The 19,305-nt window shown below is 57.2% G+C and carries 17 protein-coding genes; 8 read left to right on the plus strand and 9 right to left on the minus strand.

Going from position 1 to position 19,305, the window contains the following annotated elements; all coding sequences use genetic code 11:
* Window positions 1-126: 126 nt before the first annotated feature.
* The 8 genes from ilvN to VF639_RS24195 all read right to left on the minus strand — a co-directional run bounded on the left by ilvN (window position 127) and on the right by VF639_RS24195 (window position 10,081).
* Window positions 127-717 carry an acetolactate synthase small subunit gene (gene ilvN, locus VF639_RS24160; protein WP_331148529.1) on the minus strand — a complete coding sequence of 197 codons (591 nt, stop codon included), beginning with the start codon at window positions 715-717 and terminating at the stop codon, window positions 127-129.
* A 170-nt stretch (window positions 718-887) separates the two neighbouring features.
* Window positions 888-2,645 (minus strand): biosynthetic-type acetolactate synthase large subunit, encoded by a 1,758-nt coding sequence (gene ilvB / locus VF639_RS24165; RefSeq protein WP_414654792.1) that lies wholly within the window; start codon window positions 2,643-2,645, stop codon window positions 888-890.
* Entirely contained in the window at window positions 2,608-4,326 is a 1,719-nt protein-coding gene (gene ilvD, locus VF639_RS24170; RefSeq protein WP_331148530.1) for a dihydroxy-acid dehydratase, read from the minus strand. Before ilvD ends, ilvB begins: the two co-directional genes overlap by 38 nt.
* Before the next feature lie 153 nt (window positions 4,327-4,479).
* Window positions 4,480-5,382, minus strand: coding sequence for a branched-chain amino acid transaminase (locus tag VF639_RS24175; protein ID WP_331148531.1), 903 nt, complete (start codon window positions 5,380-5,382; stop codon window positions 4,480-4,482).
* A 282-nt stretch (window positions 5,383-5,664) separates the two neighbouring features.
* Window positions 5,665-6,789, minus strand: coding sequence for a 3-isopropylmalate dehydrogenase (leuB, locus tag VF639_RS24180; RefSeq protein WP_331148532.1), 1,125 nt, complete (start codon window positions 6,787-6,789; stop codon window positions 5,665-5,667).
* Entirely contained in the window at window positions 6,777-7,373 is a 597-nt protein-coding gene (leuD, locus tag VF639_RS24185) for a 3-isopropylmalate dehydratase small subunit (RefSeq protein WP_331148533.1), read from the minus strand. The genes leuB and leuD overlap by 13 nt, the downstream gene beginning before the upstream one ends.
* A 145-nt stretch (window positions 7,374-7,518) precedes the next feature.
* Entirely contained in the window at window positions 7,519-8,913 is a 1,395-nt protein-coding gene (gene leuC, locus VF639_RS24190) for a 3-isopropylmalate dehydratase large subunit (protein WP_331148534.1), read from the minus strand.
* 1 nt (window position 8,914) lies between these two features.
* A complete protein-coding gene (locus tag VF639_RS24195; RefSeq protein WP_331148535.1) occupies window positions 8,915-10,081 on the minus strand; it encodes a 2-isopropylmalate synthase in 1,167 nt (388 codons plus the stop codon).
* 166 nt (window positions 10,082-10,247) lie between these two features.
* Here VF639_RS24195 and VF639_RS24200 point away from each other — a divergent pair, with 166 nt between their 5' ends.
* Window positions 10,248-11,792: a hypothetical protein gene (locus VF639_RS24200; RefSeq protein WP_331148536.1), complete on the plus strand. Its 1,545-nt coding sequence runs from the start codon at window positions 10,248-10,250 to the stop codon at window positions 11,790-11,792.
* Between the two features lie 213 nt (window positions 11,793-12,005).
* A complete protein-coding gene (locus VF639_RS24205; RefSeq protein WP_331148537.1) occupies window positions 12,006-12,323 on the plus strand; it encodes a hypothetical protein in 318 nt (105 codons plus the stop codon).
* A gap of 97 nt (window positions 12,324-12,420) precedes the next feature.
* On the opposite strand, the gene VF639_RS24210 is transcribed toward VF639_RS24205, so the two are convergent.
* Window positions 12,421-14,010 (minus strand): M28 family metallopeptidase, encoded by a 1,590-nt coding sequence (locus VF639_RS24210; protein WP_331148538.1) that lies wholly within the window; start codon window positions 14,008-14,010, stop codon window positions 12,421-12,423.
* A gap of 240 nt (window positions 14,011-14,250) precedes the next feature.
* On the opposite strand from VF639_RS24210, the gene VF639_RS24215 reads away from it, so the two are divergent.
* The 6 genes from VF639_RS24215 (at window position 14,251) to VF639_RS24240 (ending at window position 19,228) form a co-directional block, all read left to right on the plus strand.
* A complete protein-coding gene (locus VF639_RS24215) occupies window positions 14,251-15,321 on the plus strand; it encodes a M20/M25/M40 family metallo-hydrolase (protein ID WP_331148539.1) in 1,071 nt (356 codons plus the stop codon).
* A 66-nt stretch (window positions 15,322-15,387) separates the two neighbouring features.
* Window positions 15,388-15,537, plus strand: a complete 150-nt coding sequence (locus tag VF639_RS24220; RefSeq protein ID WP_331148540.1) for a hypothetical protein — start codon at window positions 15,388-15,390, stop codon at window positions 15,535-15,537.
* 103 nt (window positions 15,538-15,640) lie between these two features.
* Complete coding sequence (locus tag VF639_RS24225; RefSeq protein ID WP_331148541.1) at window positions 15,641-16,354, plus strand: hypothetical protein; 714 nt, start codon at window positions 15,641-15,643, stop codon at window positions 16,352-16,354.
* The gene (locus VF639_RS24230; RefSeq protein WP_331148542.1) at window positions 16,354-16,644 is read left to right on the plus strand and encodes an antibiotic biosynthesis monooxygenase family protein; all 291 of its coding nucleotides are present in this window, start codon (window positions 16,354-16,356) and stop codon (window positions 16,642-16,644) included. Before VF639_RS24225 ends, VF639_RS24230 begins: the two co-directional genes overlap by 1 nt.
* Before the next feature lie 24 nt (window positions 16,645-16,668).
* Window positions 16,669-17,319 carry a DUF6348 family protein gene (locus tag VF639_RS24235; RefSeq protein ID WP_331148543.1) on the plus strand — a complete coding sequence of 217 codons (651 nt, stop codon included), beginning with the start codon at window positions 16,669-16,671 and terminating at the stop codon, window positions 17,317-17,319.
* A 97-nt stretch (window positions 17,320-17,416) separates the two neighbouring features.
* A complete protein-coding gene (locus VF639_RS24240; RefSeq protein ID WP_331148544.1) occupies window positions 17,417-19,228 on the plus strand; it encodes an ABC transporter ATP-binding protein in 1,812 nt (603 codons plus the stop codon).
* Window positions 19,229-19,305: the final 77 nt, after the last annotated feature.

Raw genomic sequence — 19,305 nt, forward strand, 5'->3', positions numbered from 1 at the left:
CTCCTTCAGAGAGGGGGAGCCGAACGATTGAGGATATTTTCAAACTGACTATATCTAGACTCAAAGAGCTACAACGTGCCGCCTTGGCTCCCCCTCTCTGAAGGAGAGGGGGCCGGGGGGTGAGGCCTACATCGTGAACACCTTGCCGCGGCTGTTGAGGAACTCGTTTTCGGCGGGCTCGGCGCTTGGCTCTGTCCGCTCGAACTCGCGGAGCTTGCTGTTGAAGCCGTCGCTGGCTTTGATGATGGCGATGCGGGCGCTGCGCACGAATTCGATGAGACCGTAGGGTTGCAGCACGCGGATGAGGTTGTCGGTTTCCTCGCGGTGGCCAGTCGTTTCAAACACGGTGTAGTCTTTGCGAATCACCACGGCGCGGGCGCCGTTTTCACGGAGTAGGCGCTCCACGATAGCCTTCTCGGCAATGACATCGGTAGGCACTTTGTAGAGCGCCATTTCCTGCCAAATCACGTCGGCGTTGGTGTTGTAATACACCTTCAGCACCTCGATCTGCTTCTCAATCTGTCCGGCCAGCTTGCTTACCACCTCCTCAGTTTCGTTGATAACGATGTTGAAGCGGTGAATCCCCTCCACCTCGGAAGGCGACACGTTGAGGCTCTCAATGTTGATTTTGCGGCGTGAGAAAATGATGGCAATGCGGTTCAGCAGCCCCACTTGGTTCTCGGTGTACGCCGTGATGTTGTATTCCTGACGGGTCATGTTGTTGAGCTATTAGCTTTTTGTTTATCAAGACCGTCATGCTGAGCGAAGGCGCAGCCGCAGTCGAAGCATGACGGTCTTGATAAACTATTCCTGACGTGGCAACGAAGCGGTAGAGATGCTTCGACTGCGGCTGCGCCTTCGCTCAGCATGACACGTTCTTTTATCATTTACTTCAGCCGGATTTCCGATACGCTGCACCCTTGGGGCACCATGGGGAAGATGTTGTTCTCTTTCGACACCATTACTTCGAGCAGGAAAGAGCCGGGGTGCTCCAGCATCTGTTGCAGGGTTTGCTTCAGTTCGGCGCGAGCCTCTACGCGCTTGCCGGCGATTCTGTAGCCGCTGGCCACGGTCACGTAATCGGGGCTGGCAATGTCCACGAAGGAGTAACGCCGGTCGTTGAAAAGCTCCTGCCACTGCCGCACCATGCCGAGGAAGCGGTTGTTGAGGATGATGATCTTCACGTCGACGCCGGTTTGCATGATGGTGCCGAGCTCCTGAATGGTCATCTGCACGCCCCCGTCGCCGATGATGGCCACTACCGGGCGGTGCGGAGCACCGAACTTGGCGCCGATAGCGGCCGGCAGCGCGAAACCCATGGTGCCGAGGCCACCGCTGGTTATGTTGCTGCGCGTGTTGTTGAGCTTGGCGTAGCGGCAGGCTACCATCTGGTGCTGCCCCACGTCGGTTACTACTATGGCCTCGCCCTCGGTCAGTTCGTTGAGCTGCTGGATGACTTCGCCCATGGTCAGTTCCTCGCTGGTCGGGAACAGTTCCTCCCGGATGACGGCGTCTACCTCCTGCTCCATGTGTTCCCGGAACCGCTCGTGCCACTCGGGGTGCAGCTTGGCCTCGACTAACGCCGTGAGTAGCGGCAGCGTCTCTTTGCAGTCGCCCCACACGGGCACGGTGGCCGCCACGTTTTTGCCTATTTCGGTGGGGTCAATGTCGAGGTGGATGACTTTGGCTTGCTTGGCGTACTTGTCGAGGCGGCCGGTTACCCGGTCGTCGAAGCGCATACCGATGGCAATGAGCACGTCGCACTCGTTGGTAAGGACGTTGGGACCGTAGTTGCCGTGCATCCCGAGCATGCCCACGTTCAGCGGGTGGTCGGTGGGCAGGGCGCCGGCGCCGAGGATGGTCCAGGCCGCCGGAATGCCACTTTTCTCGATGAAGGCTTTGAACTCTTGCTCGGCTTTGCCCAACAGCACGCCCTGGCCCCACAACACGAACGGCCGCTTGGCCTGGTTGATGAGGGCCGCCGCTTCCCGGATATACTCGGGCCGCACAATGGGCTTGGGACGGTAGCTGCGGATGTGCGTGCAGGGTACGTACGGCGCAGCATCGAACTTTTGCTGCTGTGCGTTCTTGGTGATGTCAATCAAAACCGGGCCAGGCCGGCCGCTGCGGGCAATGTAGAACGCCTTGGCCAGCGCCTCCGGAATTTCCTCGGCGTTGGTTACTTGGAAGTTCCACTTGGTTATCGGCGTGGTGATGTTGATGATATCCGTTTCCTGGAAAGCATCGGTGCCCAACAAGTGCGCGAACACCTGCCCCGTGATGCACACCAGCGGCGTGCTGTCAATCAGCGCATCGGCCAAACCCGTTACCAGGTTGGTAGCGCCCGGTCCGCTGGTAGCAAACACCACTCCTACCTTGCCAGAAGAGCGCGCGTAGCCCTGCGCCGCATGGATGCCGCCTTGCTCGTGGCGCACCAGCACGTGGTTTAGCTGCTCTTTGAAGTCGTAGAGAGCATCGTAAATCGGGATGATGGCTCCGCCCGGATACCCGAAAATGGTATCTACGCCTTCCGCCAGCAGGGCCTGTAAGGTGGCCACCGCGCCGGTCATGGTTTCCGTTTCCGGCTGTACCGCCGGGGCGGCTAACTCAGGCAGGGTTTGCGCTGATTGCTCGTTCGTTAACATAGCTTTCGTCTAAGTCGGTGATACAGCCGTGACTGGCGTCGCTGACCGTGCGGATATATTTCAGGAGTACTCCTTGCGTGGCGTTGGGGCGCGGGCGCTGCCACTGGCTGCGGCGTAATTCCAGCAGCGCGGGTTCTAGCTGCACGTCCATGGTGTTGGTGCTAGCGTCGAGTACCACCCAGTCGCCGTCTTCCACCAGGGCAATCGGGCCGCCGTCGTAGGCTTCGGGGCAGACGTGGCCGATAACAAAGCCGTGCGTACCACCCGAGAACCGACCGTCGGTAATCAGGGCCACTTTGTCGCCGAGGCCGGCCCCGATGATGGCGGAAGTCGGCTTCAGCATTTCCGGCATGCCGGGTCCGCCTTTCGGTCCCACATAGCGAATCACCACCACATTGCCGGCCTTGATTTTGCCTTGCACGATGCCCTCGTTCAGTTCTTCTTCGGAGTTGAACACCACGGCCGGCCCTTCAAACCGCAGCCCTTCTTTACCGGTGATTTTGGCCACTGCGCCTTTCGGGGCCAGGTTGCCGTACAAAATCTGAATGTGGCCGTCGGCTTTGATGGGGTTGCTGAGCGGGCGGAGCAAATCTTGCTCGGCGCCTAGTGGCTTCACGTCGGCCAGGTTTTCGGCTAGGGTTTGGCCCGTTACGGTCAGCAGGTCACCTTGGAGCAGACCCGCATCGAGCAGAGTGCGCATCACGGCGGGCACGCCGCCAAGGGCAGCTAGGTCTTCCATCAGGTACTTGCCGCTCGGCTTGAGGTCGGCCAGCACCGGCACCCGGTTGCTGACTTCCTGGAAGTCTTCCATGGTGAGGTGCACACCGGCCGCGTGGGCAATGGCAATCAGGTGCAGCACTGCGTTGGTCGAGCCGCCGAGCACCGTAATCATCACCAGCGCATTCTCGAAGGCCTCGCGCACCAGAATGTCGCGGGGTTTGATGTCGCGCTCCAGCAGACGCCGCAGGTACACACCGGTATCCAGGCACTCCTGGTTTTTCTCGGTACTCACCGCCGGCGACGACGACGAAAACGGTACGCTCATGCCCAACACCTCAATGGCCGAGGCCATGGTATTGGCCGTGTACATGCCACCGCACGCGCCCGGACCGGGGCAGGCATTGTGAATGATGCCTTGGTAGTCCTCCTCGGAAATCTGCCCCTGCAATTTCTTGCCGTACGCCTCAAAGCACGACACAATGTTGAGCTGCTGCCCCTTAAAGTTGCCGCCCTTAATCGTGCCGCCGTACACCATCAACGACGGCCGATTCAGCCGCGCCATGGCAATCAGGGCGCCCGGCATGTTCTTGTCGCAGCCTACCACGGTGGCAATGGCGTCGTAGTTGTGCGCGCCGGCCATGGCCTCAATGGAATCGGCAATGATTTCGCGCGACACCAGCGAGAAGCGCATGCCCGGCGTACCGTTCGTGATACCGTCGCTCACCCCAATGGTGTTGAACCGCAGCCCCACCAGCCCTTGCGCCTGCACGCCGACCTTCACCGCGTCGGCCAGGCCGTCGAGGTGCATGTTGCAGGTGTTTCCCTCGAAGCCAGTGGAGCAGATGCCCACGAACGGCTTGCGCAAATCGGCATCCGACAGGCCGGAGCCAATCAGCATGGCTTGGGAAGCCGGCAGGCTGTCGTCTTGGGTGTAGATGCGGCTGTACTTATTGAGAATCATGAGGAAGTTTGTTTTGTATCAGAGGCCGTTCGGGGCGTTTGTCCTGCTGCGCTTGTCGAAGCATCTCGCGTGCTGATGTTGGGTTTACCACACTAGCGAGATGCTTCGGCTTCGTTGCACTGCGCTCAGCATGACGTTTTTTTTTCACGGAAGCTAGCTATGAGCGAGACTGGAGCTGCGGGCTACCGACTGGCCAGTTACCAGGGCGTGGTAGCGCTCGGCTAGCACATGGCCGAGGGTGTCTTGGTAAGGCGTGCTGAACACCAAGTCATCGATGGAGGTGATGCCGATAACTTCGGCGGCCGTGCCGGTGAAGAAGGCGCCGGTTGCGCCTTGCAGCTCGTCGGGGGTGAAGAACTTTTCGGTGACGTTGATGCCGGCTTCCCGCGCCAAATCGATGATGGTGTTGCGGGTGATGCCGCGCAGAATGCTGCCGGGAGGCGCCGTGAACAGCTCGCCGTCTTTCTCGAAGAAGAAGTTAGCGCCTGGTCCTTCGGCCACGAAGCCGTTCATGTCCAGCAGCAGTGCTTCATCGAAGCCGCGGCCGCGGGCTTCCGAACTGGCGATAATGGAGTTGACGTAGTGGCCCGACACTTTAGCCTCGATGGGCACGGCCTTAGGGTTGGGGCGCTGATAGGGCGAGATGCTCAGGCGTAGGCACTGGTCGCCGAGGTACTTGCCCCAATCCCACACGGCAATCATTAGGTTGCTGGTGCTGGCGTGCTTGAGGGTCATGTTGGGCGTGCCGGCGTACACCAACGGCCGGATGTAGGCATCCGACAGGTTGTTGAGTTCAAGCAGCCGGTAGGTGATTTCCGTCATCTCCTCAATCGAGTAAGACAGCGGCAGCCCCACCGAATTGCAGGAATATTGCAGGCGCTCGTAGTGCTCCTTGGCCTTGAAAATCTGCGTGCCCGCCGGTGTCGCATACGACCGAATACCTTCAAAAACAGCATAGCCATAGTGCAGCGACTGCGCATACGAGCTAACCTGCGCTTGATCGGCTTTCACGAACTCGCCGTCTACAAAAGCGAGAGTGTCGGGATTGAAATACATGCGTGTGGAACCTGAAAAGAAGAGAAGTTAAAAGAAAAGCCTTCCTGAGCGCGGGGCTTAGAAAGGCTTTTGTCAGATACAAAAAGCTGTTCCTATGCGCCCGCGAGGCAAGGAATAATCACTATAATCACCAGTAGCAGTTGCTGTCTCATGGAAGAATTGCGGTTGTCATGCTGAGCTTGTCGAAGCATCTCTACCGCTTCGTTGTGGTGGTAGTCATATACTTTGGCGGTAGAGATGCTTCGACAAGCTCAGCATGACGTTCCTTTATGCTAAAAACCGTTAGATAATCGTGCTGGCGCCGATTTCCACGTTGTTTTTGTTCCACTGCTTCTCGTTGGAATCAGCAATCCAGAAGGCGATGTAGCTGCCTACTTCTTCGGTGCTGTACGGAGCGTTGGGGCTGAGTTCTTGGGTCAGGATGCCGTTGTGAAGGGCTTCGTCCACGGCCTCGCGCACCATGGCGGCTTCCGTGTTCAAATCCAGGTGCTCGAGCAACATAGCAGCCGAGAGAATGGCGGCAATGGGGTTGGCAATGCCTTTGCCCTTGGCCTGCGGATACGAACCGTGAATAGGCTCGAACAACGCCACTTCCGCCCCTACCGAGGCCGAAGGCAACAAACCCATCGAACCGGCAATGACGGAGGCTTCATCGGAAATGATGTCGCCGAACATGTTTTCGGTCAGAATCACGTCGAACTGTGTGGGGTTCAGGATAACCTGCATGGCGGCGTTGTCCACGAACAGGTAATCCACGTCCACCTCGGGGTATTCGGCGGCCATTTCGCGGACTACTTCGCGCCAAAGGCGAGAGGTTTCCAGCACGTTGGCTTTGTCTACCAGCGTTAGTTTCTGGCGGCGGCTGGCGGCGGCTTTGAAGGCCAGGTGCGCGATGCGCAGAATCTCGTCGCGGCTATAGGTGCAGTGGTCGTAGGCGCCGGTGCCGTCGGCGGTGCGGCCTTTCTCACCGAAGTAGATGCCGCCGGTCAGTTCGCGGAAGATAACCATATCGGTGCCCTGAATCCGCTCCCGCTTCAGGGGCGAGTGGTTCAGCAGCACGTCGTAGGCCGTAACAGGACGGATGTTGGCGTACAAGCCCAACGACTTGCGCAGGCGCAGCAAACCCTGTTCGGGGCGCACCTTGGCACTTGGGTCGTTGTCGTATTTCGGGTCGCCAATGGCGCCGAGCAGTACGGCATCGGCCTCGCGGCAGGCGGTGAGGGTGGCTTCGGGCAGCGGGTCGCCGGTGGCATCGATGGCGCAAGCGCCCATTAGGTGGTTGCGCATCTCGAACCGATGGCCGAAACGCTCGGCTACGGCCTGTAGCACCTTCACCGCCTGTCTACACACCTCCGGCCCGATACCATCGCCGGGCAATACCGCTATTTTCTTGCTTACCATGCCCATGTTCTGCTTTGTTCGTAGGCCTCAATAGCCTGTTTCTGACTTACTAGAAAATCGATGTCGTCGTACCCATTAATCAGGCATTCCTTCTTGTAGGGGTCGATATCGAAGTGAATCGTTTGGTTGGTGGCCGGCACGTGCAAAGTTTGCTCGGGCAGGTTCACCACGAATTGCGTGTCGGCATCCTGTTCCACCAAGGCAAACAAGTTGCTTAGTTCGGCGTCGGTTACTTGCAGCGGTAGCAAACCAGTATTCAAAGCATTGCCGCGGAAGATGTCGGCGAAGTAGCTGGAAATCACCACCCGGAAACCGGCATCATACAGGGCCCAAGCGGCGTGCTCCCGGCTGGAACCGCAGCCGAAGTTTTTGCCGGACAACAGAATCTGGCCGCTGTAGCGCGCGTCGTTGAGCACGAAGCCGGGCTTCGGCGTTCCGTCGGCGTTGCTGCGCCAGTCACGAAACAAGTTTTCGCCGAAGCCCTCCCTCGTGGTGGCTTTCAGGAAACGGGCCGGAATAATCTGGTCCGTGTCGATGTTTTCGAGTGGCAGCGGTACGGCGCTGGAGTAGAGGGTCTGAAACTTTTCCATTGTTCTGTCGGGGCCTCACCCCCTAGCCCCCTCTCCTTCAGAGAGGGGGAACTAGTTTTTAGCTTTTTTAGACTTAAACTATTTTTTTCTAGAGCTAGTCTCCCCTCTCTGAAGGAGAGGGGGCTAGGGGGTGAGGCACTAAGCATCAATTCAAATACTGCGTGATATCGACAATGCGGCCTTGCACGGCCGTAATGGCCGCTACCAGCGGCGAGGCCAGCAACGTGCGCGAGCCGGGCCCCTGGCGGCCTTCGAAGTTGCGGTTGGAGGTGGCTACGCAGTAGGCGCCAGCCGGAATCTTGTCCTCGTTCATGGCCAGGCAAGCACTGCAACCCGGTTCCCGTAGCTCAAAGCCCGCTTCAGCCAGAATCTTATCCAAGCCCTCGGAAATGGCTTGCTGCTCCACTTGCTTGGAGCCGGGCACGATGATGGCTTCCACATGCTTGGCTTTCTGCTTGCCCTGCACGTACGCCGCCACCGCCCGCAAATCCTCGATGCGCGAGTTGGTGCAGCTGCCGATGAACACGTAGTTGATTTCCTTGCCCAACAACGACTCCCCGCGCTGGAAGCCCATGTAGGCTAGTGACTTATCGAAGCTCTCGGACTCGCTGGCGGCTACCTCGCTCGGGATGTTGCCGTTCAAGGCAATGCCCATACCGGGGTTGGTACCGTAGGTTATCATCGGGGCAATGTCGCGGGCATCGAAGTGGTGTTCGGCGTCGAACACCGTATCGTCGTCGGAATACAGGGTTTTCCAGTAGGCTACTGCCTGCTCCCACACAACGCCCTTCGGGGCATAGGCGCGGCCCTCCACATAGGCAAACGTAGTAGCATCGGGGGCAATCAGGCCGCCGCGCGCCCCCATTTCGATGCTCATGTTGCAGACCGTCATCCGGCCTTCCATGCTCAGGCCGCGCACAGCACTACCCGCGTATTCAACAAAATAGCCCGTGGCACCACCGGTACCGAGCTGCGAGATGATATAGAGAATCAGGTCTTTGGCCGTCACACCGCGGCGCAACTCCCCATCCACCGTGATGCGCATGCGCTTCGGGCGGCTCAGCAACAGGCATTGCGTAGCCATTACCTGCGCCACCTGGCTAGTGCCGATACCAAACGCCACCGCGCCAAACGCGCCGTGCGTAGAGGTGTGACTATCGCCGCACACGATGGTAGCGCCCGGCAGCGTCAAACCTAGCTCCGGCCCGATTACGTGCACGATGCCTTGGCGGGCGTGGCCCAAACCGTAGAGCTCCACACCGTACTTTTCGCAGTTCGCAGTTAGCTTATCAACCTGCGAGCGGGACAGCGGCTCCTCGATGGGGAGGTGCTGGTTGCGAGTCGGGACGTTGTGGTCGGCGGTAGCTAGAATACGGTCGGGGCGGTACAAGGGCAGGTTGCGGGCTTCGAGCTCGTCGAAAGCCTGCGGGCTGGTCACCTCATGAATCAGGTGCCGGTCGATGTACACGATATCCAAGCCGCCTGGCGCGGTTTTTACCACGTGCGCATCCCAAATTTTATCAAATAAGGACTTGGCCATGTTAGTTGACTGCTACCAGTTTTTCCTGTTCTACCAAGGCGTGCAAATCCTCGTCTACTACCTCCCGCTTGCGGTCGGCGAGTTCAAGGAAGCAGGCGTAAGCTTTGTTGAGCGTGATTTTCTCGAAGTCGTACCCGATTTTCTGGAGCCGGTAGGCCAGTGCCGCCCGGCCCGAACGCGCCGTGAGTACAATAGAAGAATCGGCGACGCCCACTTCCTTGGGGTCGATGATTTCGTAGGTTTCGCGGTGCTTGATGATGCCGTCTTGGTGGATGCCGCTGGAATGCGAGAAGGCATTGGCGCCTACAATAGCCTTGTTGGACTGCACCGGCATGCTCATCAGGTGCGCCACCATGGCGGAAGTTTCGGCTAGCAGGCGGGTATTGATGCGGGTATCGAGGTTGAGGTAGGGGTGCTGACGCAGAATCATCACCACTTCTTCGAGGGCCGTGTTGCCGGCCCGCTCCCCTACCCCGTTGATGGTGCACTCAATTTGGCGGGCGCCATTCATTACGCCAGCAATGGAGTTGGCCGTAGCCAAGCCTAAGTCGTTGTGGCAGTGTGTGGAGAGGCGCACGTTTTCAATGCCCCGCACGTTCTCGTGGAGGAACTTGATTTTAGCACCATACTCTTGCGGCAGGCAGTAACCCGTGGTATCCGGAATGTTGAGGACGGTGGCGCCAGCCTTGATAACTGCCTCGCACACGCGGGCCAGGAACTCGTTATCAGTACGGCCGGCGTCTTCGGCGTAGAATTCCACATCTTCCACGAAGCTTTTAGCGAGCTTTACCGCAGCTATAGCGCGCTCCAGCACGTCTTCGCGCGTGGTGCAGAGCTTGTGCTGGATATGCACATCGGAAGTGCCGATGCCGGTGTGGATGCGTGGGTAACGGGCTTTTTGCAGCGCCTCGGCGGCTACGCGGATGTCGTTTTCAACGGCGCGCGACAGGCCGCACACGGTGGCTTCGCGGGTTTGGGCGGCTATGGCCTGCACGGCGGCAAAGTCGCCGGGACTGGAAACGGGAAAACCAGCTTCGATTATATCGACGCCAAGTAGCTCTAGCTGTCGAGCAATAACAAGTTTCTCGTCCCTGTTTAGCTTGCAGCCCGGCACTTGTTCGCCGTCGCGGAGCGTGGTATCGAAAATTTGGATTTGCTGGTGTGCCATGCTAGAATAGCCTAGTGAAACCGGAACGAGGTGGTAATTATCTAACTAAGTACCATGTTGCAGTTCCGCTTGTAAACTGTTCGTTCGCTGATTCTACTATTTCCAACTTCTTCTTATTCCGAATCAACTATCTATTTATCAGCACTTTACTTAATAACATCCTACAATGCCCAACAAGAGCGCAGAGCCCATTTTTCAGTTAATAAAGTCCCTTACCCGCTCTGAAAAGCGTCATTTCCGCTTGTTTACCAACCGGCAGGGTTCTTCCGAAGACTTGAAGTTCCTGCAGCTTTTCGACGCGCTAGAGGCGCTGGAGACGTATGATGAGGCGCAGATTCTGGTGCAGGTGCCCACACTCAAGCGGGTGCAGCTCGCCAACCTGAAGGCCAACCTCTACAAGCAGCTGCTCTCCAGTTTGCGGGTGTACCACGCCGGCCAAAACCCGGATATTCAACTGCACGAGCAGCTCGATTACGCCCGCGTGCTCTACAACAAGGGCTTCTACCAGCAGAGCCTGCGCATGCTGGAGAAAGTGAAGCTGGCCGCCCGCCAAGTGGAAATGCCCCACATCGTGCTGCTGGTCCTGGACTTCGAGAAGCTAATTGAAAGCCAGTACATCACGCGCAGCCTGAAAGACCGCGCCGAAACCCTGGCCACCGAGGCCGTGGACACGGTGGAGCACCTGGCCAAGATGCACGACCTTTCCAATGCGTCGCTGCGCCTTTACGGGCTGTATCTGAAAGCCGGCCACGCCCGCAACCGCGCCGACCATGAGCGCATTACCACGTTTTTTCGGGAGAATCTGCCGCCCTTCGAAGACAGCAAAGGCAACTTTTTCGAGAAGCTGTACTACTACCAGGCGCACGTGTGGTACTACACGCTCAACCAGGATTTCCGGGCTTGCTACCGGTACGCGCAGAAGTGGGTGGACTTGTTTGAACAGGCCCCGCACATGAAAGACTTACAGGCCATGCTCTACATCAAGGGCCTGCACAACCTGCTGGCTACGCTCTACAATATGCTCTATTACAGCAAGTTTAAGGAAGTGCTGACGACGCTGGAAGAGTTTGCCGCCAACCAGACCCGGCGCAGCAGCCCCAACACCGAGATTCTGCTGTTCCAGTACATCTACACCAACCGCATCAACGCCTACTTCCTGGAAGGCCGCTTCACCGAGGGCCTGGAAATCATTCCGGAGCTGCTCGAAAACCTGGAGCACTTCAAGCCGCAGCTCGACATGCACCGCACGCTGGTGTTCTACTACAAGATAGCCAGCCTCTACTTCGGCAGCGGGCAGTACCACAAGGCCATCGAGTACCTCAACCTCATCATCCAGTACAAAGACCTCAGCTTGCGCGAAGACTTGCAGTGCTTTGCCCGCATCCTGAACCTGATTGCCCACTACGAGGCCGGCGAGGATGCCAGCCTGGAGTATCAGGTCCGGTCGGTGTACCGCTTCTTGGGCATGATGAACGACCAGCAGCCCATGCAGGTGGAGATTTTTCGGTTTCTGCGCAACGTGGGCAACATTGCGCCCAACCAGGTACGGGAGGCGTTTGTGGCGCTCCGGGAGAAGCTAATGGTCATTGCCGCCGACCCGTTCGAAAGCCGGCCCTTCCTCTACCTAGATATTGTTTCGTGGCTGGACAGCAAGATCACCAACACGCCGGTGCAGGAAGTGATGAAGCGCAAGTTTTTACAGATGAAATAATGAACTTCTAGTTGTTCTAGCGGATTTCGCGCGGGGTCTGGCAGTGGATGGCGCAGTGTTTCGCAGTGTTGTTGGGTAATGGTCTGGCAGCTGTGCTTTGGAGGGAAATTATCATGGGAGGCTTGCTTCAACCGAAAACCGTGACAGTTTTGCAGCAGCGTTAGACAACCTTCTCCTCAGCAGCAGCATCTTATCTAGCGTAACACGGCTCTCATGTCTCTCGGTAAACTGCTCATGCTCCTGACTTTCTTGCAATTCCTGGCCATGAGCAGCCAAGCGCAGAGCCGACCAGTTGCCAATGCGCCGAAAGAGGATCCGCAGTACAAGGAAGTAACTGTAAGTGTGACGCTGCCCAAAGCCGTGAACGTCGTTCGGGACTACGGCAAGATCCTGTTTTCGCGCAATAGCGAGAAAGACAAGCTAAGCCGGCTAACCAACCAGCTGAAAAACAAAACCGATAAGCCGGTAGTGGAAGTGAAGGTGGAAGTCCCCAGAAACTGGATTACCCGCAAGCTAGGCTTAACCGAGTAACGCGCCGCAAACGAGCAACGCGAGTATCCGGAACCGCGCCAGATGGTGCAGGTGCCAGATACTCGCGTTGCTCGTTTGCGGCAGCCGTAGCTTCGCGCTACTGCGGCCTTGTGGCGGTAACGGCGGCGGGGAGGGGTTTGCGGGGCAGTTTTTGGTCGCGCATGGCGGCGTGGTACACGAACGAGGCCACTACCACGGAGGCCTGCTTCAGATCTTCGGGGATGAGCCGGTCGTAGGTATCCTGGTTGGTGTGGTGGGTGCGGGTGCCGTAGTCGAGGGGGTCCTGGATGAACTGGAAGCCAGGCAAACCCACGGCGTCAAACGACAGGTGGTCGGTTCCTCCTGTATTGCGGGGCGTGACGGTGGTAGCGCCGAGGTCAGCGAAAGGCGCGAGCCAAGCGGTGAAGATGGGGGCTACGTCCGGGTTGCTTTGCTGATAGATACCGCGGATTTTGCCGCCGCCGTTGTCGAGGTTGAAGTAGGCGGCCAGCTTCTCGTGCTCGGGTTGCAGCTTCATGGTAGCGGGGTCGGCAAAGTGGTTTTTCACGTAGTTGCGCGAACCGAACAGCCCTTCTTCCTCGGCGCTCCACAGCGCTATGCGGATGGTGCGGCGCGGCTTCAGGCCACTGGCTTTCAAAATGCGGACGGCTTCCATCATCACGGCGCAGCCGGCGGCGTTGTCGGTGGCGCCGGTGGCGGCGTGCCAGGAGTCGAGGTGGCCGCCGAGCATGACGACTTCGCTCTTCAGCTTTTTGTCGGTGCCCGGAATTTCGGCTATGACGTTGTAGCCTTTCAGGTCCTGGGTCTGAAACCGGGTTTTGGTTTCCATTTCCACTTCCACGGGAATATTAGCCTCTACCAACCGAATGATACGCAGCTGGTCCTCGGGCGACATTTCAATCTCGGGCAATACCGGCTTGGCATCGGGGGCGTAGGGTGCGCCGTTGGAAGTGAAAAAGGTGCCTTGCGAGCCGCCGCGGGTGCTAAGCACGGCCGCGGCCCCTTCGGCCATCATCATCTCACTCATTTTGGTGCGCAGGGCCATGCGGGTGCGGTAAGTGGCCATCCGGTCGGCTTCAGACGTGGCGGGGGTGCCCGCCGCAGCCGCGGGACGGGCGGGTGCGGCACCTTCAGCCATTTTCTTTAGCTCCTCGTCGGAGTAGCGCTTGGCGTCGGGCTCGAAGCCTTCTTTGGGGGGCGTGGCGACTTCCGTTACCACGATTTTGTCGCGCAACTGGCCCTTGTACTTATCGAGTTCTGCTTCGGTGGCGGCTTTCACATACACCACTTGCTTTTTCACGTTGCCGCTGGTACTTGGGGTCCAGGCTTTGGGCGCGCCAATCATGGTGTGGTAGTAGGGCGCCGTCATGGCTACGTACGACTTCTCGATATCCCACCCACGGCCGAATTCACCCCATGGCTCCAGGTTGGCGTTGGTGAGGCCGTATTGGGTGAGGCGGGTTTTAGTCCAGTCGTAAGCACGTTTCAAGCCATCGGAGCCAGCCAGCCGCGGGCCGCACACGTCGGTGAGGTAGAAGGCAGTTTCCATCACCTTGGAGCGGTTCATGCCCTCGTCCTTGATTTTAGCAATAGCCGCTTGGTCTACCTTTTCGGCGGTTTGCTGGGCCAGAGCAGGAGCGGCCGTGGCTAAGCCACTCGCCAGGGCCAGGAGTCGTAGTGTGTTCATAGAAGATTGGTTGTGTGAGGAGCTTCAGGAGCTAAAGTACCTAGAAATACCGCAGGCGTTGCGTGGATACGAGTCTTTGCCAACCAGAACAACATTGTAGCTTAACTAAGAGAGTGCTGTTCCTAGAGCTTTAATGAACAACGAAAATCTATCAATTCAATAGTTTCTTGAAATTATGTTTCTTCAGGCAAAGGAAGAAACCAGTAAGTTGAATCTACGGAATAGCTATCGACCTACCTCATGAGAAAACAACTTACCCTTGCCTGCGCGCTGGCGTGCGGCTTCACTGCAAACGCCCAAAAGCTTACGGCTACCGAGCAGAAGATAATTGCTTCGGTGAAGCAGAATATGCCGCAGAGCGAGAAGCTGCTGGTACAGCTCGTGAACATCAACAGCGGCACCCTCAACCAGAAGGGTGTGCAGGAAGTAGGCGCTATTCTGCGCAAAGAGTTCGACGCCATTGGCTTTAAAACCGAATGGGTAGCCATGCCCCCGGCCATGCAGCGGGCGGGCCATTTGGTGGCGCAGCGCAAGGGCAAGAAAGGCAAGAAGCTTTTCCTGATCGGGCACCTCGACACGGTGTTTGAGTTGGACATGCCGTTCACCAAGTACACGCAGCTCAACGACTCGACCGCCACCGGCCAGGGTGTCAACGACATGAAAGGCGGTGACGTGGTACTACTGGCGGCTCTGCAAGCCCTGCAGCAAAACGGGCTACTCGACAACACCACTATCACGGCCTACTTCACCGGCGACGAAGAGCGCAAAGGCGAGGGCGAAGCTAGTCGCGCCGATTTCATTGCCAAAGCCAAGGAGTCGGACGTGGCGCTGGCCTTTGAGTCGGCGGCGGGGCTGCACTCGGTGGCAACGGCACGGCGGGGCTCCAGCAGCTGGCAGCTCAAGACGTATGGGCAGGCAGGTCACTCATCTACCATTTTCAAGCCGAATGTAGGCTACGGGGCTATTTTCGAATCGGCGCGCATCCTCAATGAGTTTCGCGAGAAACTAAGCCAGGAGCAGTACCTGACCTTTAATCCGGGTTTGATTGTGGGCGGCTCGGAGGTGAGGTACGACGCCAGCAAAGCGCACGGCGAAGTGGCCGGCAAAACCAATATCATTTCGCCGGAAGTAGCCGTGGCGGGCGACCTGCGCTTCCTCACCGAAAAGCAGAAAGACGATGCCCGCACCAAAATGCGCGAAATAGTGGCCCGCAACCTACCTAACACCCGCGCCGAAATAACCTTCACCGATAACCTCCCCGGCATGCCGCCCACCCCCGGCAATCAGAAGCTCGCCGCCCTGGCCGACTAAGTAAGCCGCGACTTAGGTTTCGGCCCCGTAACGCCCGGCGACCCTGGTTCGCGCGGCGCCGGCGACGTGTCGTTGGTAGCGCAATACCTGGATTGCCTCGATGGTTTAGGCGCCTCGGGCAAAGGCGCCCACGCTCCTGGCGAAACGCTTAACACCCGCGAGCTTCCCTTGCTCGTGCAGCGCGCAGCCCTCATGATTTACCGGCTCACGCGGTGAGTTGCAGGCTAAAACAGAGCTGCTGCATTATATATTATTTTCTATTACACCCCCATGTCTTCGCTTGAAACAAAGCTCAGCGCTTACCCACGCTAGACGCCTTATGAAGTATTTATTTGCATTGCTTTTGCTGTGCCTTTGCGCCTGCAATCATAAGAAGTCAGAAATTACTAGCACCGCAACATCACCTCCTATATCAGCTACTTCAGCCAAAAAAGTTGCTGCTAATGCTGATCCACTGGCAGACTATATGGCTACTTATAAGGGCCCTGTATGGCGTGATAGATTCAACGGAGAGCAGTATCCGCTCCCCGATTCAATTGGCGGTAAACCCGCTTCCTTCTACTTAAGAAATCCGAAAGTTTCTCCTCTTGCCAAAGCCCTTTACACCTCCCGCTTCAGACCAAATGATAGTGATTCTACAACTCAGTTATTAGCGCTTGCCACAACTGATAACAGTCAGATTCGCCCCTTCTACAGATGGTGCTTAGACTTCACTATATCTATTTCCGATGGTGCATTAGGCGAATATCCTGGCGAACCGGCCTTGACCTATGCCATTAAATTTCCGCAGGAGTTCTTTGCTTACATGGACAAAGACTCTACCGGTGAGCGGTACGGAAGGTGGGTGGAAAGTATTGCTTACAGCGGCTTACGCAACTACAAAGCAACTGCGCTGGCACCCCAAAGAACAATTGCCAGCGCCATGACCAGGCAGTGCCTTGCCTGCCCGGCGCAGACGGTTGGCCGAATCAATACTTTCGCGAAGGACGTTGCCGGTTTCGCCCAAAACAATCAACTATACCTCAACGACTAATGACCATCGAATTCATCCGCTACCGCATCACCGCTGAGTTGCAGCCAACTTTCGTTGAAGCCATCCGCAAAGCCAATCAGCTACTGGCCGCCGTACCCGACTGCCTCAATTACCAGCTCAACCACTGCGAGGAAGACGCGGAGCTATTCATCTGGCGCATCGAGTGGACGTCGGTGGAGCGGCACTTGAACGGCTTCCGCAAAAGCGCAGAGTTCGGGGCGTTTTTTCAGTTAGTGAAGCCGTTTTATTCCGGCATCCAGGAAATGAACCACTATGCAGTGGTGGGATAGAGTCAGTAAAAACCTTTGATAATTATGTCTGAAATCAATTTTTACTTACAAGATCTTTTTATTCAACACGGGGTTGGCATCATTCCTTTAGAACAGAGAGCTTTACTGCTGACCAAGCGGTTAGCACTACTGCAGGGGCATATCACGCAGCAACAGTACCCCAACGGCATCACTTCCAGGCTCGATGTGCAGGTTACTATTAAAGACCGCACCATCATCGAGTGCTTTGGCGATATTGGAGACACCGCCGAGGCAGCCACCCAAAGCAATCTGCGGAATTTCGCTCACAACAGCTTGCACGTGCTAATCGGCGCCCTTCAAAGCACTGAAGAAGAGGAGCAGATTAGTATCGAGCAGTGGCAAATTGGGGCGCAACAATGGAAAGTATACGGCGGAAACTATGGCATCAAATCAAGCGCTGGCAAGGCTGTACAGATTCCTGATAAATTATTTACGCATATAGAGCGCATCATTCAGGCATTGCCTTTGACAGAAGAGTATCACTGGTTTCGCTTTTTCGTCTGTTGCATAGACAATCAGATTTCGCAACTTGAATTTTTGGTTGACAACAAGATTTACGCGGAGGCTACGCAGGAATTGACCGCGCTTGACTGGCATCAGACGCCCGAATTCTACAGCATCCGACTATTTATTGTTCTACAGAAAGTAACATGAAGGCTCATGTGGGGCTTATTGATAGGTATGTCCCAAATAACCCCACCTCCCTCGCACTCGTCTAACCGGCGACCACCACACTAGCCCCTACTGACGCATGAGCCTTTGGGAAATTATTAAGCGCCTCTACCCGTATGTTCGGCCTTACCGCCCGCTGGTTATTGGCACGTTGCTGCTGACGCTGGTGGGGTCGTTGGCGGCGCAGGTGAATCCGTTTGTGCTGCGCTACACCGTGGATACGGTGCAGAACCTATTGAACCGCAACATGGGCCTGGCCCAAGGCGCCGACTTGCTGCTGCTGGTGAGCGGGCTGCTGCTCGGCAAGGAAATCATCAACACGTTCATCCAGTTTGGGCAGAAATTCTACGGCGAGAAAATCCGTATCAACGTGTCGAGCACCCTCTCGCAGGACGCGGTGCGCAAGATTCTGAGCTACCAGCTCGGCTTCTACTCCGACAATGGCAACCAAACCGGCAAGCTCCAAACTCGCATCGACCGGGGCGTGGAGAGCTTGATGAAGCTGGTGCAAAACTTCTTCATCGACATTCTGCCGCTGTTTGCCAACTCGGTAGTGGCCCTGATTATTATGTTTTCGGCCAACGTGTACGTGGGCTTGGTGGCGGTATGTATCCTGCCGCTGTACTTTTGGATCAGCTACCGGCAGGCCGATAAGCTGAACGGCACCCGTCGCGCCTTGCGAGGCTTGCGTGAGGCCAAAAGCCAGGGCCTGGTGAATTTGATTGACTCGGCAGTGGTCATCAAAAGCTTCGTGCGCGAAGACTACGAGCAGCAAAAACAGGCTGGCGTGCAGCAGCAGCTTCAGGAAGCGCAGCTCCAGACTCGCAAAACCAACTTCCTCTTCGACGGCCTCAAAACCTTTACCGAGCAGGTTGGCGTGGTGCTCATCATCATCCTCACGGCTTACCTGGTGCTTGATCGGCAGATTTCCATCGGAGCCATCATGTTCCACATCCTGCTCTTCAACAACGTGTCGGCGCCCATCCGGCAACTGCACCGCATCTACGACGAGATGAACGACGCCCTCACTTATTCCGAGGGCTTCTTCGACATCCTCGACGCCCAAGATGCCGTGGAGCCCACCGGCCCACTGCAACCCACCCACCTGCACGGCACCTTCGATATCTGCAACGTCGACTTCACCTACCCTAGCGGCACTCAGGCACTCTACGACGTGTGCCTAACCATTGAGGCCGGTAAAACCTCGGCCTTAGTCGGCCTGAGCGGTGCCGGTAAGAGCACCATCATCAACCTGCTCTGCAAGTTCTACACCCCCGACCACGGCAAGATGCTACTCGATGGCAAGCCCCTGGCGGATTACGATACCCACGCCCTGCGCCAGCAAATCGGGCTAGTGCTCCAAAAGAACCACATCTTCAAAGGCACCATCGAGGAAAATATCCGCTACGGTGTGATGGACGCCACCCTCGACCAGATCAAGCACGCCGCCAAGCAGGCCTACCTGCACGAGCAGATCATGGAGCTGCCGAAAGGCTACGAGTCGGATGCGCAGCAGCTGTCGGGCGGGCAGCAGCAGCGCATTGCCATTGCCCGGCTATTCCTAAAAAACCCGCCCATCATCTTCCTCGACGAGCCCACCGCCTCCCTCGATGCCATTGCCACCGAGCAAATCAAAAACTCGCTCGACGCCATCAAGCAGGGCCGCACCGTCATTATCATCTCCCACAGCCTGGCTCAAATCGTGGACGCCGACTGCATCTACGTCATGAAACAGGGCCGCATGGTGGAAAGCGGCACCCACGAGCAGCTCTACGACCTACGCGGCACCTACCGCGAGATATTCGACGCCTCGGCCCGCAGCCTCAACATCGAGAAGCTAGCCCGCGTGCTGGTAGACGACGAGGATGAGGTCGGCGATACGGCGGGGTGAGGAAAGATCATCCAACGACGACTATTTTGCTACTTTTCGTCTTCTAATCGATTATAATATGAGTCAAGCAGCATCTC

Origin of the sequence: Hymenobacter sp., assembly GCF_036387835.1 — a bacterium.
GTDB lineage: Bacteria > Bacteroidota > Bacteroidia > Cytophagales > Hymenobacteraceae > Hymenobacter.

Bases quoted from the DNA above. Each gene is read 5' to 3' on its own strand.
- VF639_RS24175 (WP_331148531.1), bottom strand. From the start codon at position 5,382: ATGTATTTCAATCCCGACACTCTCGCTTTTGTAGACGGCGAGTTCGTG.
- VF639_RS24195 (WP_331148535.1), bottom strand. From the start codon at position 10,081: ATGGCACACCAGCAAATCCAAATTTTCGATACCACGCTCCGCGACGGC.
- VF639_RS24235 (WP_331148543.1), top strand. From the start codon at position 16,669: ATGTCTGAAATCAATTTTTACTTACAAGATCTTTTTATTCAACACGGG.
- VF639_RS24205 (WP_331148537.1), top strand. From the start codon at position 12,006: ATGTCTCTCGGTAAACTGCTCATGCTCCTGACTTTCTTGCAATTCCTG.
- VF639_RS24210 (WP_331148538.1), bottom strand. From the start codon at position 14,010: ATGAACACACTACGACTCCTGGCCCTGGCGAGTGGCTTAGCCACGGCC.
- leuC (WP_331148534.1), bottom strand. From the start codon at position 8,913: ATGGCCAAGTCCTTATTTGATAAAATTTGGGATGCGCACGTGGTAAAA.
- VF639_RS24215 (WP_331148539.1), top strand. From the start codon at position 14,251: ATGAGAAAACAACTTACCCTTGCCTGCGCGCTGGCGTGCGGCTTCACT.
- VF639_RS24200 (WP_331148536.1), top strand. From the start codon at position 10,248: ATGCCCAACAAGAGCGCAGAGCCCATTTTTCAGTTAATAAAGTCCCTT.
- VF639_RS24240 (WP_331148544.1), top strand. From the start codon at position 17,417: ATGAGCCTTTGGGAAATTATTAAGCGCCTCTACCCGTATGTTCGGCCT.
- ilvN (WP_331148529.1), bottom strand. From the start codon at position 717: ATGACCCGTCAGGAATACAACATCACGGCGTACACCGAGAACCAAGTG.
- VF639_RS24230 (WP_331148542.1), top strand. From the start codon at position 16,354: ATGACCATCGAATTCATCCGCTACCGCATCACCGCTGAGTTGCAGCCA.
- leuB (WP_331148532.1), bottom strand. From the start codon at position 6,789: ATGGGCATGGTAAGCAAGAAAATAGCGGTATTGCCCGGCGATGGTATC.
- ilvD (WP_331148530.1), bottom strand. From the start codon at position 4,326: ATGATTCTCAATAAGTACAGCCGCATCTACACCCAAGACGACAGCCTG.
- ilvB (WP_414654792.1), bottom strand. From the start codon at position 2,645: ATGTTAACGAACGAGCAATCAGCGCAAACCCTGCCTGAGTTAGCCGCC.
- VF639_RS24225 (WP_331148541.1), top strand. From the start codon at position 15,641: ATGAAGTATTTATTTGCATTGCTTTTGCTGTGCCTTTGCGCCTGCAAT.
- leuD (WP_331148533.1), bottom strand. From the start codon at position 7,373: ATGGAAAAGTTTCAGACCCTCTACTCCAGCGCCGTACCGCTGCCACTC.